This is a genomic window from Shewanella sp. S1-58-MNA-CIBAN-0166, from assembly GCF_040310085.1.
Taxonomy (GTDB): domain Bacteria; phylum Pseudomonadota; class Gammaproteobacteria; order Enterobacterales; family Shewanellaceae; genus Shewanella.
Genome location: NZ_JBEOPN010000028.1, coordinates 1 through 17,588, shown reverse-complemented (window position 1 = coordinate 17,588; position 17,588 = coordinate 1). Strand labels below are relative to the sequence as shown.

Genomic DNA, 17,588 nt, shown 5'->3' with positions numbered 1-17,588 from the left:
TGGGTTGTATTACCTCAACGTAGGTATCACTCCACTTAAACTCAGCGATAATGGCAAAACCAAACGATAGTTTATCAACGGCATATAGCCTGATAAGTTTTTGAAAGTATGAGTTAATGTTAAGAGTTGGAACCACTGTTAACCGTGTTTTATAGAAAGTACGCTAACGCACAGAGTCTAAAACTAAAGAGCAGTATAATTTACTCGTTAGTTATCAAATCTTAGGTATCTCTTAGATATCAAATGTCTCCAGTCATTGCAAAATACAATTTATTCATGCTGAGGTGAAGCACATGCTTTTTAATAATTCGAACATTACGGACTCTCCTATTCGTCAGAAAATTCGCGAGTTCTATCGTATTGATGAAAGTGTTGCGGTAGAGCATATTTTACCGTTAGCAGACGTTAACGATGAAGCTGCCAGCAGAGCGTGGGAAAAGGCACGTAAAATATCATTAAAAATACGTAGAGACGAATCAGGTAACGGTGCTGTAGATGCCTTACTCGCAGAATACACATTATCCAGTGAAGAAGGTGTGGTGTTGATGTGTTTGGCTGAGGCCTTATTACGTGTACCAGATAAGCACACTCAAGATGCCCTCATTAGCGACAAAATTTCTCAAGGTGAGTGGCGAAGTCATTTGGGCAGCAGTGATTCACTGTTTGTTAATGCCTCATCGTGGGGGTTATTAGTTACCGGCACTATGGTTGATTATGCTGATGAACGCGAAAAAGATAGTTTTGATTTATTGAAAAAGATTATTGGTCGTTTAGGTGAGCCTGTCATTCGTAAAGCAATGAACTATGCCATGCAAATTATGGGTGAGCAGTTTGTTATGGGCGAAACGATTCAAGCTGCAACAGAGCATGCTACCAAACAAGATCGGCAAGGCTTCGTATATTCTTACGATATGCTAGGTGAGGGTGCGCGCACCATGGGTGATGCTGATAAATATTTTAAAGCTTATCAAGTTGCCATAGATGCTATTGGCGCGGTTTCACTCGCGTCAGGTAAGAACGATCCTCGTAGAGTTCCTGGTATCTCAGTTAAGCTTTCTGCTATTCATCCTCGTTACGAATTTGCGCAAAGACAACGGGTAATGACTGAAGCTGTTCCCAAACTTAAAGCGCTTTGTTTGCAAGCTAAAAAATACAATATTGGTTTAACGGTTGATGCGGAAGAATCTGAGCGATTAGATTTGTCCCTTGATGTTATTGAGGCGGTATTTAGTGATGACGAATTAGCGGGTTGGAATGGCTTTTCGATGGCTCTGCAAGCTTATCAAAAACGGGCTATTTTTATCATTGATTGGTTACATGAGCTAACCATTCGTGTTGACCGAAAAATGATGGTGCGTTTAGTTAAAGGTGCTTATTGGGATACTCAGATTAAAAACACTCAAAAAGGTGGCTATGAGCATTTTCCGGTATTCACTCGCAAGGCTTCCACTGATGTTTCTTACCTCGCCTGTGCAAAAAAATTATTAGAATATAGAGATACTCTCTATCCACAGTTTGCGACACATAATGCTTACACAGTGACGACTATTCTTGAACTGGCGGGCAATGACAAAGCAAGTTTTGAATTTCAATGTCTATATGGCATGGGTGGTTCTTTATATGATCAAGTTGTTGCCAGTGAAAATGTTCAATGTCGGGTCTATGCACCGGTTGGTCCTCATAAAGAGCTACTAGCCTATTTAGTCCGTCGTTTGTTAGAAAATGGCGCTAATTCTTCTTTTGTTAATGCCATTATTGATGAGTCTCAACCGGTCGAATCTTTACTTGAAGACCCGGTTAAAAAAATGCATCGCTTAACAGACAAATATAACGGCCAGATTATCAAACCTATTGCCTTGTACCATGATGAAAATGGTGTTGGTCGAGATAATTCCAAGGGCTTAGATTTAACCGACATAAATATGGTAACCCCGCTAAAAACATCACTAGATAATTGGGTTGAAAATAACCAGTTTTCTGAAAGTGACACGCCAGAGGGGGCTGTAGCCATTAGAAACCCAGCAAAGCAAAGTGAAATCATTGGTTTCCAGCGACATCATAGCAAAGATGACATGCTCGCGATGATCGATACGGCTCAAACTGCATTTGCCTCATGGTCACAAAAGCCTGTATCTGAACGCGCAGCCTTATTATGCAGTATCGCCGATATTCTTGAACATCATAGGGACGAGCTCATTGCCTTATGCATCAAAGAAGCGGGAAAAACGACTCAAGATGGTATTGATGAAGTCAGAGAGGCTGTTGATTTTTGTCGATATTATGCACAACAAGCGATAGTACTTGCAGAAGATGATCGTTTAGAAGCTCGTGGTGTGGTGTTATGTATCAGCCCTTGGAACTTCCCGTTAGCGATATTTATAGGGCAAGTGACAGCTGCCATTTCTACGGGTAATACGGTGTTGGCCAAACCAGCCGAGCAAACAAGTTTAATTGCATTGCGCGCTATTGAACTAATGACGTCTGCTGGATTACCTCATGGCGTTGTACAAGCGGTTATTGCCAAGGGCAGTGAAGTGGGCAGTATTATTATTCCTAATGCACATATTCAAACGGTTATTTTTACGGGTTCGATTAAAACAGCGACTATTATTTCGCAAACGTTGGCTGATAGAGACGGCGCAAAAGTCCCTTTTATTGCTGAAACAGGCGGTCAAAACTGTATGATAGTTGACTCCACAGCTTTGCCTGAGCAAGTGGTTGATGATGTTATTTCTTCAGGATTTCAGTCTGCAGGTCAGCGTTGTTCTGCGCTCAGGGTATTATTTTTGCAAGAAGATATTGCCGATACTGTTATTACAATGCTTAAAGGCGCATTAGCAGAATTGCATGTGGGTAATCCAGAAAAACTCAGCACTGATGTAGGTCCCGTCATTGATCAAAAAGCGCTAGATTCACTCAATGCTCACAGTGACTATATGAAAACTCATGGTCAATTATTGTACCAATGCGCGATATCTAATGAGACAAATGAAATAGCAGAAAACGAACATTTCTTTTTTGCGCCGCGACTTTATGAAATAGACAATATTAGTGTGCTCAAGCATGAAGTATTTGGTCCCTGTGTCCATATTATTCGTTTTAAAGGCGATGAAATAGAAAAAGTCATTGATGATATTAATGGCACCGGTTTCGGTTTAACGATGGGTATTCATACGCGGATTGAACAGCGAGCTTTTCATTTGGCGACACTATCGCGTGCAGGTAATGTATATGTAAATCGCAATATGATTGGCGCTATTGTGGGGGTGCAACCTTTTGGGGGGCGTGGTCTTTCAGGTACAGGGCCAAAAGCGGGTGGGCCATATTATTTAACACGTCTAGTGAAAGAGAAAGCCACTCCCGATGCCGATAAATTTAACTTATTACCATCGCAAGTTGATGCTTTAGTGAGCGATTCGAGATCGAAAGCAGAAGCAGAATTAATGATGGATAGGGCGGATATAGCAGAAAAAACCTGGCGCTTGACCGAGTTAGATCAGCGTATTTCTTTTGTGAGTCAAATGTTAGCCGAAATGGCTGATATCGATATTGTTGATGATTTAGCCGATGACTTAAATAGTACTTTGACAGCGGCTAATTCACAATTAGTGTGTGTTGAAAAGCATCTGCAAAAGCCAACAACGCTTCCAGGTCCGACAGGTGAGTCTAATATACTCTATTTGGAAAATCGCGGTAATATCATCTGCTTTGCTGATGAAAATGTGACTTTTCACTTTTGGATACTCTCAATTGTAACGGCTTTGACAACCGGAAATACCGTTATCTCGGTCGTTTCTGATTTATTTTATGATCAAGCGTTAGCCATTAGAGATAAGTTTGTTACAACAGGCGCAGATGAGAATGTGTTTCAAATTACCCGCTTATGTCATTTAACCACTTTGTTGGCGCATCCTGCGTTATCAGGAGTCGTTGTTGATAGTCACTGCGGCCGAAAAAATTATATCAGTGACAGATTAGCCGAACGTCAAGGGGCAATTTTACCAATGATCAGTTCAGAATATTTTGATAATCTCATTCAACGTTTATTAACAGAAAAAGCCGTTAGCATTGATACTACCGCATCTGGTGGTAACACGTCGCTGATGACTTTAGATGAAGAGAACTAACTATTTTTGAATGTTATGTTTAAACAAAAATTCAAAATATTTATAAATCATCAACTGAAAAGTTGATGATTTATTCCCCTAATGTTTCGGTTTATTTGTCATAACTGATAAAAGTGCTAATGAGTGACAACAGATAATACTTTCGGTGCGAAGCTAACTTGATGGAGTTTATATTGTTTTTTACATTTCATTTTGGCAAAAAATTAAGCCTGATTAAATGAGTGAACGACCAAGCCAACAGGATTAAGCGACCACCCAGCTAAGGTCTATTCGCAGTAGGTTACGGTGATGAATCTATTCTTATTGCGATTAATAAATCTTTATTCAATATCTCCATTCCTCATGTTAATCCACTAGCCATTATTGTTGGTTCGATATCGCACAGAGCTTAAGTCCGTAATGGAGTAAAGTGTTGCTTGGTGTTACGGGAAAATACTTTTCTTACTCTGCTTTTATTTCAGTAAAGAATATTAATACTCGACCATGTCATTTCGTCTTGGTTTAAGGAACGACGTTGAGCTTTATTACTGGGACAACGATCAATCACCTACGCTATACAATATAAAAATTAATACATGTAAGGAATAAGTGCTAGCTGGATTTTAAATTTTTTAATTCAGCATGCAGAAAAATCAGTATGAATATATCCATTAATAAACTAAAAGGAAATTTAATATGAGCAACATTAATATTGGCATTGATAAAAAAGATAGAAACGAAATCGCTGAAGGGTTAAAGAAGTTATTAGCCGATACTTATACGCTTTATTTACAGACGCATAACTTTCACTGGAATGTGACTGGGGTGAGGTTTAGGGAGCTGCACTTGATGTTTGAAGAGCAGTATATGGAATTGGCCATTGCTGTAGACGATATAGCCGAACGTGTTCGAACTCTCGATGTTGCTGCGCCAGGCACTTATAAAGAATTTTCCAAGTTAAGTTCAATCCATGAGGTAGATGGTGTTCCCAATGCAACGGAAATGATGGAAGTATTACTCGTTGGTCACGAAAAAATTATACAGACTGCTCGCGATGTTTTAAAAGTGGCCCATCAATCAGACGACGAATCAACGGTATCTCTTGTATCTGATCGAATGCGAATACATGAAAAAACATCGTGGATGTTGAGAGCTTCAAATAAGTAGATTGAGCGTTTCAAACTACCAAGTTTTTGAAATTAAATGGTCAGATTATTAACGTTATTTACTTATTATATATTAACTAAAAAGGATACAGATTGGATGGGCACTTTCTCACGCTTCGCAATTGCTATCGTTCTGCTCCTTGTCGTCATCGGCAGCATCTTCGGCTACAAGTTCTATCAAATTAACCAAATGCAGGCCAAATTCTCTCAGCCACGCCCCGCAACCGTCGTTGAAACTACAGAGGTCTCTAGAGTATCTTGGCAACCGAGTATCCAATCAATCGGTGGCATCAGAGCTATCAACGGCGTCATGATAGCCAATGAATTGCCCGGTGTAGTGACAAAAGTTTTGTTCAAATCGGGTCAATCCGTCAAAAAAGGCGATATCCTGATCCGCCTAAACAGCGATATAGAGCAAGCCGCTCTTACAACACGTCTAGCTGAGGCACAGCTTGCTTCGAAAGCATTTCAACATAACTCAGACTTGATTTCCAAACGGGCTGTGTCACAGTTCGCCTTAGATGAAACAAAGGCTGCGCTAGATGTAGCCAGAGCACGAGTAAAAGAAGCCGAGGCCCAGTTTGGTAAAAAAATACTCACGGCTCCCTTCGACGGCATAGTAGGGCTACGTCTAGCGGATATAGGTGAATATTTATCTGTGGGTACACCTGTCGTTGAAATCAATATGCTTAATCCAATTCTGGTCGAATATACTCTGTCTGAACAGGAACTGGCCAGCGTTGATATTGGTGATCTCGTTGAAGTCACTGTGGCGGCAACTGGCTCAGAGGTATTCAAAGGAACAATTACCGCAATTAATAGCTCTATCACGCCAGAGACACGCACCGTTAAGCTGCGCGCCCAACTTCTAAACCCCCAACAAAGCCTCAAACCGGGTATGTTCGCTACCATTAAAACCATGGCAGAGGGTGAAAGGCAGGTCATTGCAATTCCAAACATCGCATTGTCATTCAACACCTACGGCGATTTCGCCTATGCATTAACTAAAAATGAAAAAGGCCAGCTGGTCACTGAGCAGCGGACATTGGAAACAGGCGTTACACGGGATGGCATGACTGAAATTAACAAAGGGTTAGAACCCGGTGAACGTATCATTGCCTCTGGTTTGCTGCGCTTGAGGGCTGGTCAGCGAGTGAAAATAAAGCAAAATGACAAGATTGCAGACAGTACAGGAGTTAAATAAACATGCGTTTTACAGACATTTTTATACAACGGCCAGTGCTGTCCATTGTTGTTAGTCTACTAATATTACTGGTTGGGATTCGCTCTATTATGGAGATGGAGATCCGCGAATACCCTGTATTGGAAAACACTAAAGTCACCGTTACTACTGCATATCCAGGCGCCAGCAGTGAATTGATCCAGGGATTCATTACCCAACCTTTACAGCAGGCTATTGCCGAAGCAAAGGGCATAGACTTTCTGAGCTCATCGAGCATACAAGGTTTTTCAACCATCGAAGCACAGATGGAACTGAACTACGATGCTAATGACGCACTCGCGGAGATTCAATCTAAAGTTGCCAGTCAACGTAACGAGTTGCCTGACGAGGCTCAGGACCCTGTTATCAACTCAACGACGGGAGAAGGTCGTGCGCTCATGTACATCGCTTTCTTTAGCGATACCATGAAAGTCCCACAGATCTCAGATTATCTTGCCCGAGAAGTACAGCCAAAACTACAAGCCCTATCCGGTGTAGCCAAGGCCGAACTGCTGGGGCGTCGCTTTGCGCTGAGAGTCTGGCTCGATCCTCAAAGACTTGCAGCGGTTAATCTCACCTCGACAGATATTGCTCAAACCCTGCGTCAGAACAACTATATTTCTGCAGTTGGGCAAACCAAAGATGAATTCATCAAGATCAATCTCACTACGAATACTGACGTTGCAAACACCAAACAGTTCGAGAATCTGATAATTAAATCGACCGAAGATAGTATCGTTCGTCTCAAGGACATCGCCAGGGTAGAGCTCGGATCACAAACCTACGAGAACATAGCACTGTATAAGGGTAAACCTTCAACCTACGTAGCCATTAATCTATCTCCGGGTTCTAATCCACTGTCTGTGGCAGAACGTGTTAAAGAACTCCTGCCGGATATAAAGTCTCAGCTGCCCTCGGGTCTGCAGGTCGAACTCCCCTACGATGCATCAGCATTTATTGATGATTCAATTAATGAGGTGATCAAGACGCTTATCGAGGCAGTGGGTATCGTTCTTGTCATCGTGTTTCTATGCCTAGGATCTCTGCGAGCGGCAATCATTCCCTCAATAGCAGTACCGCTCTCGCTCATCGGTGGAGCCTTCATCATGCTGGTGCTGGGTTTCTCGCTCAATTTACTGACGCTGCTCTCACTTGTGCTGGCTATAGGCTTGGTCGTCGACGATGCTATTATCATAGTCGAGAACATACACCGGCATATCGTTGATGGTAAATCAAAGAAGGAAGCGGCGTTGATCGGTGCTCGAGAAATGGCCAATCCAGTTATCGCTATGACGATAACCTTGGTTGCAGTCTACGCGCCTATTGGTTTCATGGGTGGGCTGGTTGGTTCGCTTTTTACCGAGTTTGCTTTCACGCTTGCTGGTGCCGTCGTCATTTCAGGCATCATTGCCTTGACGTTATCGCCTATGCTAGCCAGTAAGGTTCTCAAACCACATGGACAGTCGACCCGCTTCGAGAGTGCAATTGAAAGTTTGTTCGACCGACTCGCCAATACTTATCAGCGCTCGCTGGCTATCATGGTCAAGGCCGTCTCACCTGTAATTATGTTTGCGGTAGTCGTACTAGTGTCGATCTTTTTTATGATGATGCTAAGCCAGAAAGAGCTTGCACCGACTGAGGACCGTGGCATCATTTTGTTTCAGGGTAAAGGACCGCAGACAGCCACACTCGAATACCTGCAGAAGTATGGCACAGAAATGCAGACAGCCTTCGAGCAGGTACCAGGCTACGACGAGACGTTCATGCTGGTTGGTATGACGAGTCCCAATGCGGTGTTTGGCGGTTTCAAAATGAAGCCTTGGAGCGAACGGGATATATCGCAGTTTGATATCATGCCTCAACTGCAGGCTTCTGTGGCAGGGATTACTGGTTTGAAAACAGCTTTATTCCCAATTCCATCGTTGCCTGGTTCGAGTGGCGGTCTACCCTTTCAGTTTGTGTTAACTTCGGGCAGTGATTTTACTCAACTCGATCAAATAGCAGATGAATTCGTAGGGGCTGCCATGCAGAGTGGCAACTTCACATTCGTGCAGAAATCGATCGACATCGATAAGCCCGTCACCCGAGTAAAGGTCGACCGTGAACGCGTAGCCGATCTCGGTTTGTCGATGCAGGAAATTGGTCAGGCGCTTGGCGGTATGCTTGGCGGCGGGTTTATTAGTCGTTTCAACATGGAGGGGCGCTCGTATGAGGTTATTCCCCAGGTTGAGCGCTACGCGCGCCAAACAGCAACGGCGCTCAACGATTATTTCATCCGCGCCGACTCTGGCGATTTAGTTCCGCTCGGCTCGGTCGTTAGCTTCGAGCATGATGTAGAACCCTCATCCAGAACACAATTCAATCAGCTGAATTCGGTCACGATCGAAGGCATTCCAGCGCCATCAGTGTCGATGGGAGATGCCATCAGTTTCATGAAAACCAAGGCGGTCGATATCCTACCTCGGGGTTTCAGCTATGATTTTAAGGGCGAGTCTAGACAGTTCGAAAATTCTGGCAGTGCGTTAATCGTGACTATCTTTTTATCGCTACTCGTTATCTATCTGGTGCTTGCTGCGCAATTTGAGAGCTGGCGTGATCCTCTTATCATTTTAATATCGGTGCCGATGTCAATTGCAGGGGCAATGGCCTTCATTATGCTTGGTTTTGCATCGATGAATATCTACACACAGGTTGGTCTGATAACATTGATTGGCGTGGTCGCGAAGAACGGTATTCTTATCGTGGAATTTGCCAATACACTTCAGGAAAGGGGACGCAACAAGCGCGACGCGGTAATCGAAGCCGCAGCGATTCGACTTCGCCCTATTATCATGACTTCGCTGGCGCTTATCGTCGCCATGATCCCGCTGTTAATTGCAGCGGGCCCAGGAGCAGAGTCGCGCTTTGCGATTGGTATAACCATTGCTACAGGACTCGGTATCGGTACTTTGTTAACTATGTATGTGTTGCCTGCTTTCTATATCGTCCTGGCAAAGAAGATTGATACTTCAGATCTTGAGGGGCAGGGTAATGCCGCTGATCAAACTCCGACTTAAACAACGAACATGTGATTGTCGTACTCATATTTTCGTAGCGTTCAGTTTTGATTGATTGGCGCAGTCACCCAAGATTTGGCTAATCTTATTGATTGAAAACATTGTAAAAGAGGACTTGAAAATGCAGTCTGTTCGTTGCCGAACAGACTGCATTTAGTTTTATGGGTATGATTTTACTGTGCGATTGGGAACATTAAGTAACCAATAACTTCAGTTAAAGTCCAAGACAATTTCGCTTTCTGAAGCTTGTCAGATGACTGATTGCTCATTTATAAATAGAAGGGCTTGTACTGAGCTCTGAGGGGAAACTATGATTCAAACCAACCAAATTAAACCTGACATGCCTGTTGTCTGCTCCGAAGATGGTCAATTTGCTACTGTAGATCATATGGAGGGCACTGATACCCTCAAGCTTAAAAAAGACAAGGGCGGTCAACACCATTACATTCCATTAAGCTGGGTAACCTCAACTGAGGGCGATAAAGTGAAAGTTGATCGTCCAGGAGACCAGGCTATGCAGGAATGGTCTCAAACTCCGCCAACAGGTACAGGACACTAAAGTCTTGTTGTAGTGCTAAACAAAGGTGGCATTGTACTCATGCCACCTTAAGACTTGAGCGGGAACCACGGTTTTTATCTCCCGCCTTTACTTTTCCCCAACAATTCACGTGAAAATGATAGACATCAAAAACAGTGTTCAAGTTTTAGCTTTCGCGCCGTTCAAAATGGCAGGAGACTTGCGTAATGAGTTTCGCATTCAGCAACTAACATGATAATGGCTGATCTCCGCGACAACATGCCCCGTCATGGCCAATAAGCATGGCGAAAACAGCAACACGGTTTAATGTGGTCTATTTTGCTGCTCAATATACTGCTTAACAACATTGATAGGCGCAGCCCCCTACGTTTACAGCAATGTAGCTAAGGCTCCATAACGCATTTTCATGAATGCAGGCTCTATGAGTTCAGGGTAATGCAGTTTTTTTCCGTAAAGCGTTTTTGTTCATTAAAGTAGTTATAAAACAATCGAACAAACGTAATTTATAGTATTTGTTCGAACTCCTAAAGCCTAAAAATATTTTCTACTCAGAAGATAAACATACTTCTTAGGCGAGATGATGACAGGTGATTAATATGGCAAACGAATCTAAAAATATATTGCAGCGTGGTTTGGAATATATGCACGAACCATTTTCGGGTTTTATTCGAGCGCAGACTACCTCCAGTCTGTTTCTTCTGTTATCGACAATCTTGGCCCTATGGTGGGCAAATTCAGCCTATTCTTCTACCTACTTAGATCTTGTGCACACCCCGATTGGAATATTTTTGGGTGATGTTGAGTTACGATCTTCACTTAAACACATTATTAATGATGGTTTAATGGTGATATTTTTCTTATTGATTGGACTTGAAATCAAACGCGAGGTGCTAGCCGGAGACCTCGCTAAACCGGAAAATCGGCGCATGTTGATTATTTGTGCCATAGGCGGAATGATTTTACCGGCTACGATCTATACTTTGTTCAATTGGGGACTTGATTCACAGATCGGTTGGGGTATCCCAATGGCAACCGACACCGCGTTTGCGCTAGGTGTACTTACCATAGTGCGAAAATACATACCTGCCAGTCTTTTGGCTTTCATAGTTGGGCTCGCCATCGTTGATGATGTTGGGGCGATACTCGTTATTGCACTATTTTATACCCAGGAAATATCCGTAATATATCTGTTTAGCGCATGTTCACTTATTACTTTTTTGGCAGTGGCTAACTATGCGGGCGTAAGACAGCCAATTTTCTATATTATCATCGGTATTGCAACCTGGTGGATGATGCTCATGTCTGGTGTTCATGCCACTGTTGCTGGCGTTGCAATAGCATTGACGGTGCCAGCACGGCCGAAGTTGGCGTCGGCACAGTCGCTTGATAAGGCTAAAACAACAATTAGCTCTCTTCAGCAAGAAATAGAAGAAGTGGACGTTCTTGGTAGTCAGGAGGACCATAAACAGGTACTGGAAGTGCGCGATTTAGCAGAACATGCTGGCACTCCCCTGCGTCGTTGGGAAGATGTACTGCATCTACCTGTAGCACTCTTCATCTTACCGCTGTTTGCGTTGACTAATGCTGGCGTAGTGTTTAGTTTTAGTTCGTTTATCGACAGCCTCCAATACCCAGTTGGATTAGGGATTATTTTTGGCCTTGTAGTCGGTAAATTTATTGGCATTTCCGGCGCGTGCTGGTTGGGCCTGCACTACAAAATAGGTAAATTACCCAAGGGAGTTAATATTCAACACATTATTGGTGCTTCACTGATAGCCGGGATAGGCTTCACCATGTCCACATTTATTGCGACACTGGGGTTTGACGGGCAACCTGAACATCTCCATAACGCAAAAACATCCATCTTGGTCGCATCGGTTATGTCTGCATTTTTGGGTGCGTTATATCTTAGATTCATTGGTTCAAACAAACGAAAAAAATGACTCAATGAGACATCATAAGTCGGTTAACATGAATGTTACCGATATTGCAGCATCGTTTACGTTAATAGAAGAGTATTATGTGGTACTTGAGCGGGTTAATACTTTTAGTTTAATGCATCGGGGTTATGGCATTAAAAAATGTTTTTTATTGCATAGTAATATTCATTCTACTGGTTTACAAAACAGGTATAAATTAATTTTATTATGCTTAGATCATGCTTAGATTATGTAAAGTGTTTACAGCACAAAACGTTTTTGAGTCTTCAAAAAAGCATTACCCGCAGTGATACCGGCAAGATAATCATGTTGTAAATCCATATCAGTACTCCCTAACAATTTACTTTGAAGATTGTCTTCCGCAAAAATTTGAATAATTTCGACATCTTCAGGAGGGTTAGTGATAAAGGCGAGTTCTTTTTGATAAGCTTGCTCATGCTGTACCAAATAATCAATCATTTTTGGGCAATACCCAGACACGTAAATCCATGACTTAAGTTTACGTACCCAAGCAGCCTGAGTATGACAGTCGGCATTCACCGTTCGAATAACCACAATTTTTTTAGCACCACGGCGATAGGATTCTCGTACAGGTAAAGGCTCAGCAAGTCCACCGTCAAGGTAGATGTCTGTTTTATGGTCATCAACGTTTGCTTTGGCCTTATTTGTTGAGCTAAAGGCCTGCCTAGGTGTGAGTTTGACCCCTTGTTTATACAAAAAAGGAAATGCACTCGAGGCTTTAAGTAATTGGCGCCAGTGACTTGTATGACCGTTTGGGCTTAAGAAATAGCCTTGTCTATCGCGTGAATTCGTTGCGCTGAACAATAATTCTCGTTGACCCAATGATTTAGTTGCTGTCGTAAAGTCTAATGCAAAATTACCTTGAATGGTTTTATCAAAGTACCAATCCAAATCAATAGCATTGCCACCTGCTAATCCACGGCCTAGTTTGTAAAAATTATTACGACGTGTTAATTCACCAATTAATCTCTTGGCATAACCTTTCTGACGAGATAAAAAGCTTGTAATATTTTGTGAGCCTGCAGACGCCCCTATAAACAAATCGAAAGGATCAAAATCATTCTCTAACCACGCATCTAATACACCGGCTGTGAATATTCCTCGTTGCCCACCACCTTCTGCAATAAGTGCCATTTTAACACATGACTCTTCACAAGGATTAATTGGGGGGGGTGATGCAATGACTTTCATAGCAGGCCTTTTTATAAAAAATGCTGAATAAAATAACGTCGTAGAACTTGCGATTAGATATCTGTTGGCAGTAACAATGAGCTCGGGTGTTTAAGCAGTACAGTTCCGAGATCGCTAACTTAACCGCGCGAACAGAAGAGTCGTACCATGAACGCGAGTCCTGTTAGGATTTTGACATGGTGTTTAACTATAGTGTTTCACGATAGCAGGGCATTCGCTGTGGATCAGATTCAGCGCTTACTCACCGAACAGGAGTTTATGCCTAGGAGCGAATATAGAGGACACAAGCCTACCGCTCCGGTAAGCAGCGGCACAACGCCAATATAGCCCCATATGCCAATTGTTTCGGTGGCAGCAAGTCCAATAAGAACTAGCCCGGCGGTAACGCGGAGCGAGCGATCGAGCATACCTTCATTCGTCTTCATCGTATTTCTCCTTTGTCGAGTCACTGGGCCACTCTGCTAAGTTACAGATAAGATCGAATATCGTTCCAGCCTTACGCGAATCGATTAGATGTCTCTAAGCATAAATCGTAACTGTTCCCGGCGTCTGTTCGCCAGCGCACGCGAGATAATTTTCAAGAATGGTTAAATCGAGCGACATGGCGAATAGGCTAAATTATTTTCTGCTAGGGTTTATCATTTGAGATAACGTTACTTTAAAACACGGTCAATTGTATTTAACTTGTCAACATTCGTGAGAAAGCAAAAGCCAGAGGGTACGGTGACGCACAGAGTCAAAGTTCGTAGCACAGTATGATGTGTTATTGGATCTTAAATAAACAGTTAACCATTAATAAAATGCTATTAAATTCAGTAACCTATTAATTTGCTTAATTAAGTGTATTTCGTGAAGCTTATTTTAAACGGAGAGAGATATTTATGGCTGCAATAAAAAAACGCAAAGTTGTCGATCATATCGTAGAGACGATTTATCAATATGGTGTCCGTCATGTCTTTGGCATTCCAGGGGATGCTATTAATGATTTGATGGACGCCATACGCCGCCATGGAGAAATCGAATTTATACAAGTTCGCCATGAAGAAAGCGGGGCATTCGCCGCATCAGCCCAAGCAAAATTAACCGGTAAACTTGCCGTTTGTGTTGGTACTGCTGGAGGTGGGGCTATACATTTGCTCAATGGTCTGTATGACGCTAAGCTCGACCATGCCCCCGTTCTTGCAATAACTGGACAGTTACCACGCAGTGAAATCGGTAATCACTCGCATCAAGAAATTAATTCATCAGCTCTGTTTTCTGATGTGGCTGTGTTTAATCAAACCTTATTTGCCTCAGATCGTGTTCCCGAGATTATTCAGCAAGCGTGTAATAGCGCGCTGATTGAAAAAGGGGTTGCTCATATTGCTCTGCCTGCTGATGTTGCCACTGAGCAAGTTGAAGCTGACATTACGGGTCATCCAATAGCGGGCGCTGAAACGGGACCAACTAAACCTTTAGCATCAGCATTAAACAGTGCAATTAGCTTAATTGAGCAAGCTGAAAAAATTGTTGTTCTAGCGGGTGTTGGGGCTATACCAGCACGTCAACAGTTACTTACTTTGTTGAAAAAATGCAACTCCCCACTTATCAGAACACTAAAAGCCAAAGTACTACTTCCGGATGAGCATGAATATTCCTTAGGAGGGCTTGGCCTACTTGGTACGCGGCCATCAGTTGATGCGATGAATAATTGTGATTTACTTGTGATGCTAGGGACTGATTTTCCCTACAAAGAATATTATCCAGGAAAAGCCAAAGTTATTCAGGTGGATAAAGAAATTCGACATATTGGTCGACGTTGCCCTGTGGATGTATCGATAGTCGGAGATGTAAGTGAAGTACTAGACCAATTAATCGTTGATTTACCTCAAAAAGAAAACGACAACTTTCTTACTGAATGTCGGCGTCAGAAAAGGAGTTGGTCAGAAGAGCAAAGCGAAGCAGAAAACTCGCAAGATATGCCAATAAAACCCCAGTGCCTGGCTCGAACCGTCGGCGAGCTTGCGAATAAAGATGCCATTTTTCTTTGTGATACGGGTACAGTGACCGCATGGGTCGCACGACATCTACCCGTTACTGAACAACAATTATTTACCCTCTCAGGCAACTTGGCCACAATGGCATTTAGCATGGCTGGTGCGATAGGCGCGCAATTAAAATTTCCTGAGCGGCAGGTGGTAGTCCTTATTGGTGACGGTGGTTTTAGCATGTTAATGCAAGAGTTTATTACTGCAGTCAATCTAACATTACCCATAAAGGTTATTATTTTTAACAACGCCAAACTAGGGTTAATTCAACTAGAGCAAGAAAGCAGCGGTTACCCTAATTATAAAACAGCATTAAAAAATCCAGACTTTTCAGAGTTTGCTCGCTTATGCGGTGGTGAAGGTTGGAGTGTAGATCGCCCTGAGCTGCTAGTAAAAGCGTTGGGAGAAGCATTTGCTAGCAAAAATGCCTGTCTGATCGATGTCCATATCGATCCTAATGAACTCGTCATGCCGCCAAAGCTCGAATTGGCTCAAGCGGTAAATTATTCGATTGCTAAAGCTAAGGAGTTTTTAAATTCAAATGACTGATTTAAAAATATGTGGGAACGATTCCGAAATACTATTACCTCAGTTTATGAGTTGTGCAGGCTAGTAGAACTATTGTGCAGGCTAGTAGAAATATATCATCCTCAAGGTGAATATGCCGAAATAGGTCAGTCTTGAAATGGTTAAGAAATGTTGGCTAGACCGTTAGTCGTTAGGGATACATTTTCTCATATTTTGAGGCTACATTTAGTTGATAACACTAAAACGTTTATGTCCACAAATGGGTTAAGGGCTTAACCCATTTGTGCTCATTTAAGTGTTAGTCGATGATATTGTCAGCTCAAAAAAATTCGTTTCAGCGTACAACATCCAATCAGATTATCAACACAGATAAATCTTACTTTACCTTAACGTTACGTTATTGCCTGCAACACTCGAATAATTCGGAGTTTACTCTATGGCTTGCACCATGCTTGCGGCATAATGGCGTTAAATATTTAACAGAGTCGTTATAATGGATAAGCAGCAAGACAGTTACATGACCGAAGAAACACTCATTGAAGTAGTCGAAAATCAAATCGCCGACGGTGAACCCAGAAAGGTAAAAGAAACCTTGATGCGTTTAGTCATGACAGGTACACCGCGTGACGAAGCTATTCAAATGATGGCTTGCGCGTTGGCTATCGAAGTTTCCGATGTCATGAAAAATGGTTCCTCTTTTAACGAAATACGATATGGCCAGCATTTGAATGCACTACCGAATATGGATTGGATGGAAGATTAATAGCAGCTCATAAATTCGTGTTTTGTTAATCCCGATAAGTGACATTATCGGGGGCTAATTGAAAAGTCTAAAGAAAGATGTTGGATTTGCATCTTCGATGAGTAGTGTTGGAGCCTGTTTAGATCTCCTAATCACAACGAACAATAGACTTAAACGGTTTAAAGCTGTTGGTTTTGTTCGTGCATCAAAAGTACAGCCAACTGTTTTAATACGCTTAGTGCGATATTAGCTTACTGCGTCATTCGTTTTATCACTACAACGATCCTCACACTGGGGGCGGCTATTTAACAAGGAGTGGCAAGCTTAGTCTTTATTATGCTGATGTTGCTCTCTATTTATATAAAAGTAAGTTCACAGGTCAATGTTAACTAATTTACGAAGATTCAAATGGGTTATTAATGCTTAGATTCGAACACTGTAATGCCAAAACGTGTACTAATGAATTACTCGCCTTGGGTCAGGCCGACATGAAAATGTGGTACATTTTTGAGTGGTTAGATAAGCACGAGGAATTACAAAACGGGACTCAAGCAGAAATAATTAAACTTTATGTAAATGATGAATTGGTAGGGTACAGTCTTTTTGAAAACTTTGAAGCCCGTGCAGACAAAGTCACTTGTCATCAAGGTGTGAACTATAAAGAATTGGGTATTATTCATTTTGTAACAGTCATAGAGCATCGTAATAAAGGTTATGCTACGTTGTTGGCTAATGCGTTGCTTAAAAATATTATTGAACCTATGTTGGCACGTTATAAAGATTTTCATGTTTACGTCATTGCGACGGGTCGAGCGGTCCCATTAATGGAACGGACTGATATCCCTTCAAAATACCTAATCAAGCAATTCTATTCTGATATATCGTTTGAAGAGAAAGTTGTAAATTACCTAAGCAAACAAGAACAAAATGTATTGAATGCAGTTACTTATAAAATTTAAAATAAACAGCTAACAAATAAGGATAGGCCGCGCGAAGCCGCGTCCTTATCCCAAGTGTTGAACAAGCCCGAACACCTGAGAGTGACTCTTTA

11 protein-coding genes are annotated in these 17,588 nt (G+C 42.2%); 9 read left to right on the top strand and 2 right to left on the bottom strand.

Going from position 1 to position 17,588, the window contains the following annotated elements; all coding sequences use genetic code 11:
* The first annotated feature begins 293 nt into the window (after positions 1–293).
* The 6 genes from putA to nhaA all read left to right on the top strand — a co-directional run bounded on the left by putA (position 294) and on the right by nhaA (position 12,031).
* Positions 294–4,127, top strand: a complete 3,834-nt coding sequence (putA, locus tag AAEY99_RS16045; protein WP_351011192.1) for a bifunctional proline dehydrogenase/L-glutamate gamma-semialdehyde dehydrogenase PutA — start codon at positions 294–296, stop codon at positions 4,125–4,127.
* A gap of 675 nt (positions 4,128–4,802) precedes the next feature.
* Positions 4,803–5,273, top strand: coding sequence for a Dps family protein (locus AAEY99_RS16040; protein WP_351011191.1), 471 nt, complete (start codon positions 4,803–4,805; stop codon positions 5,271–5,273).
* A 36-nt stretch (positions 5,274–5,309) separates the two neighbouring features.
* The gene (locus tag AAEY99_RS16035; RefSeq protein WP_351011189.1) at positions 5,310–6,476 is read left to right on the top strand and encodes an efflux RND transporter periplasmic adaptor subunit; all 1,167 of its coding nucleotides are present in this window, start codon (positions 5,310–5,312) and stop codon (positions 6,474–6,476) included.
* Positions 6,477–6,478: 2 nt separating this feature from the next.
* Complete coding sequence (locus AAEY99_RS16030; protein WP_351011187.1) at positions 6,479–9,550, top strand: efflux RND transporter permease subunit; 3,072 nt, start codon at positions 6,479–6,481, stop codon at positions 9,548–9,550.
* 310 nt (positions 9,551–9,860) lie between these two features.
* The gene (locus AAEY99_RS16025; protein ID WP_101088294.1) at positions 9,861–10,109 is read left to right on the top strand and encodes a DUF2171 domain-containing protein; all 249 of its coding nucleotides are present in this window, start codon (positions 9,861–9,863) and stop codon (positions 10,107–10,109) included.
* 575 nt (positions 10,110–10,684) lie between these two features.
* Complete coding sequence (gene nhaA, locus AAEY99_RS16020) at positions 10,685–12,031, top strand: Na+/H+ antiporter NhaA (protein WP_351011185.1); 1,347 nt, start codon at positions 10,685–10,687, stop codon at positions 12,029–12,031.
* 237 nt (positions 12,032–12,268) lie between these two features.
* Here the strand turns inward: nhaA and AAEY99_RS16015 are convergent, their stop codons facing one another.
* Both AAEY99_RS16015 and AAEY99_RS16010 read right to left on the bottom strand, forming a co-directional pair.
* Positions 12,269–13,240, bottom strand: coding sequence for a patatin-like phospholipase family protein (locus tag AAEY99_RS16015; RefSeq protein WP_351011184.1), 972 nt, complete (start codon positions 13,238–13,240; stop codon positions 12,269–12,271).
* Positions 13,241–13,470: 230 nt separating this feature from the next.
* Positions 13,471–13,665 (bottom strand): YgaP family membrane protein, encoded by a 195-nt coding sequence (locus AAEY99_RS16010; RefSeq protein ID WP_351011182.1) that lies wholly within the window; start codon positions 13,663–13,665, stop codon positions 13,471–13,473.
* 456 nt (positions 13,666–14,121) lie between these two features.
* Here AAEY99_RS16010 and AAEY99_RS16005 point away from each other — a divergent pair, with 456 nt between their 5' ends.
* The 3 genes from AAEY99_RS16005 to AAEY99_RS15995 all read left to right on the top strand — a co-directional run bounded on the left by AAEY99_RS16005 (position 14,122) and on the right by AAEY99_RS15995 (position 17,496).
* Entirely contained in the window at positions 14,122–15,816 is a 1,695-nt protein-coding gene (locus AAEY99_RS16005) for a thiamine pyrophosphate-dependent enzyme (RefSeq protein WP_182745392.1), read from the top strand.
* A 472-nt stretch (positions 15,817–16,288) separates the two neighbouring features.
* Complete coding sequence (locus AAEY99_RS16000; protein ID WP_351011181.1) at positions 16,289–16,558, top strand: hypothetical protein; 270 nt, start codon at positions 16,289–16,291, stop codon at positions 16,556–16,558.
* Between the two features lie 398 nt (positions 16,559–16,956).
* The gene (locus tag AAEY99_RS15995; protein ID WP_351011179.1) at positions 16,957–17,496 is read left to right on the top strand and encodes a GNAT family N-acetyltransferase; all 540 of its coding nucleotides are present in this window, start codon (positions 16,957–16,959) and stop codon (positions 17,494–17,496) included.
* Positions 17,497–17,588 lie beyond the last annotated feature (92 nt).

Bases quoted from the DNA above. Each gene is read 5' to 3' on its own strand.
- putA (WP_351011192.1), top strand. From the start codon at position 294: ATGCTTTTTAATAATTCGAACATTACGGACTCTCCTATTCGTCAGAAA.
- AAEY99_RS16040 (WP_351011191.1), top strand. From the start codon at position 4,803: ATGAGCAACATTAATATTGGCATTGATAAAAAAGATAGAAACGAAATC.
- AAEY99_RS16035 (WP_351011189.1), top strand. From the start codon at position 5,310: ATGGTCAGATTATTAACGTTATTTACTTATTATATATTAACTAAAAAG.
- AAEY99_RS16030 (WP_351011187.1), top strand. From the start codon at position 6,479: ATGCGTTTTACAGACATTTTTATACAACGGCCAGTGCTGTCCATTGTT.
- AAEY99_RS16025 (WP_101088294.1), top strand. From the start codon at position 9,861: ATGATTCAAACCAACCAAATTAAACCTGACATGCCTGTTGTCTGCTCC.
- nhaA (WP_351011185.1), top strand. From the start codon at position 10,685: ATGGCAAACGAATCTAAAAATATATTGCAGCGTGGTTTGGAATATATG.
- AAEY99_RS16015 (WP_351011184.1), bottom strand. From the start codon at position 13,240: ATGAAAGTCATTGCATCACCCCCCCCAATTAATCCTTGTGAAGAGTCA.
- AAEY99_RS16010 (WP_351011182.1), bottom strand. From the start codon at position 13,665: ATGAAGACGAATGAAGGTATGCTCGATCGCTCGCTCCGCGTTACCGCC.
- AAEY99_RS16005 (WP_182745392.1), top strand. From the start codon at position 14,122: ATGGCTGCAATAAAAAAACGCAAAGTTGTCGATCATATCGTAGAGACG.
- AAEY99_RS16000 (WP_351011181.1), top strand. From the start codon at position 16,289: ATGGATAAGCAGCAAGACAGTTACATGACCGAAGAAACACTCATTGAA.
- AAEY99_RS15995 (WP_351011179.1), top strand. From the start codon at position 16,957: ATGCTTAGATTCGAACACTGTAATGCCAAAACGTGTACTAATGAATTA.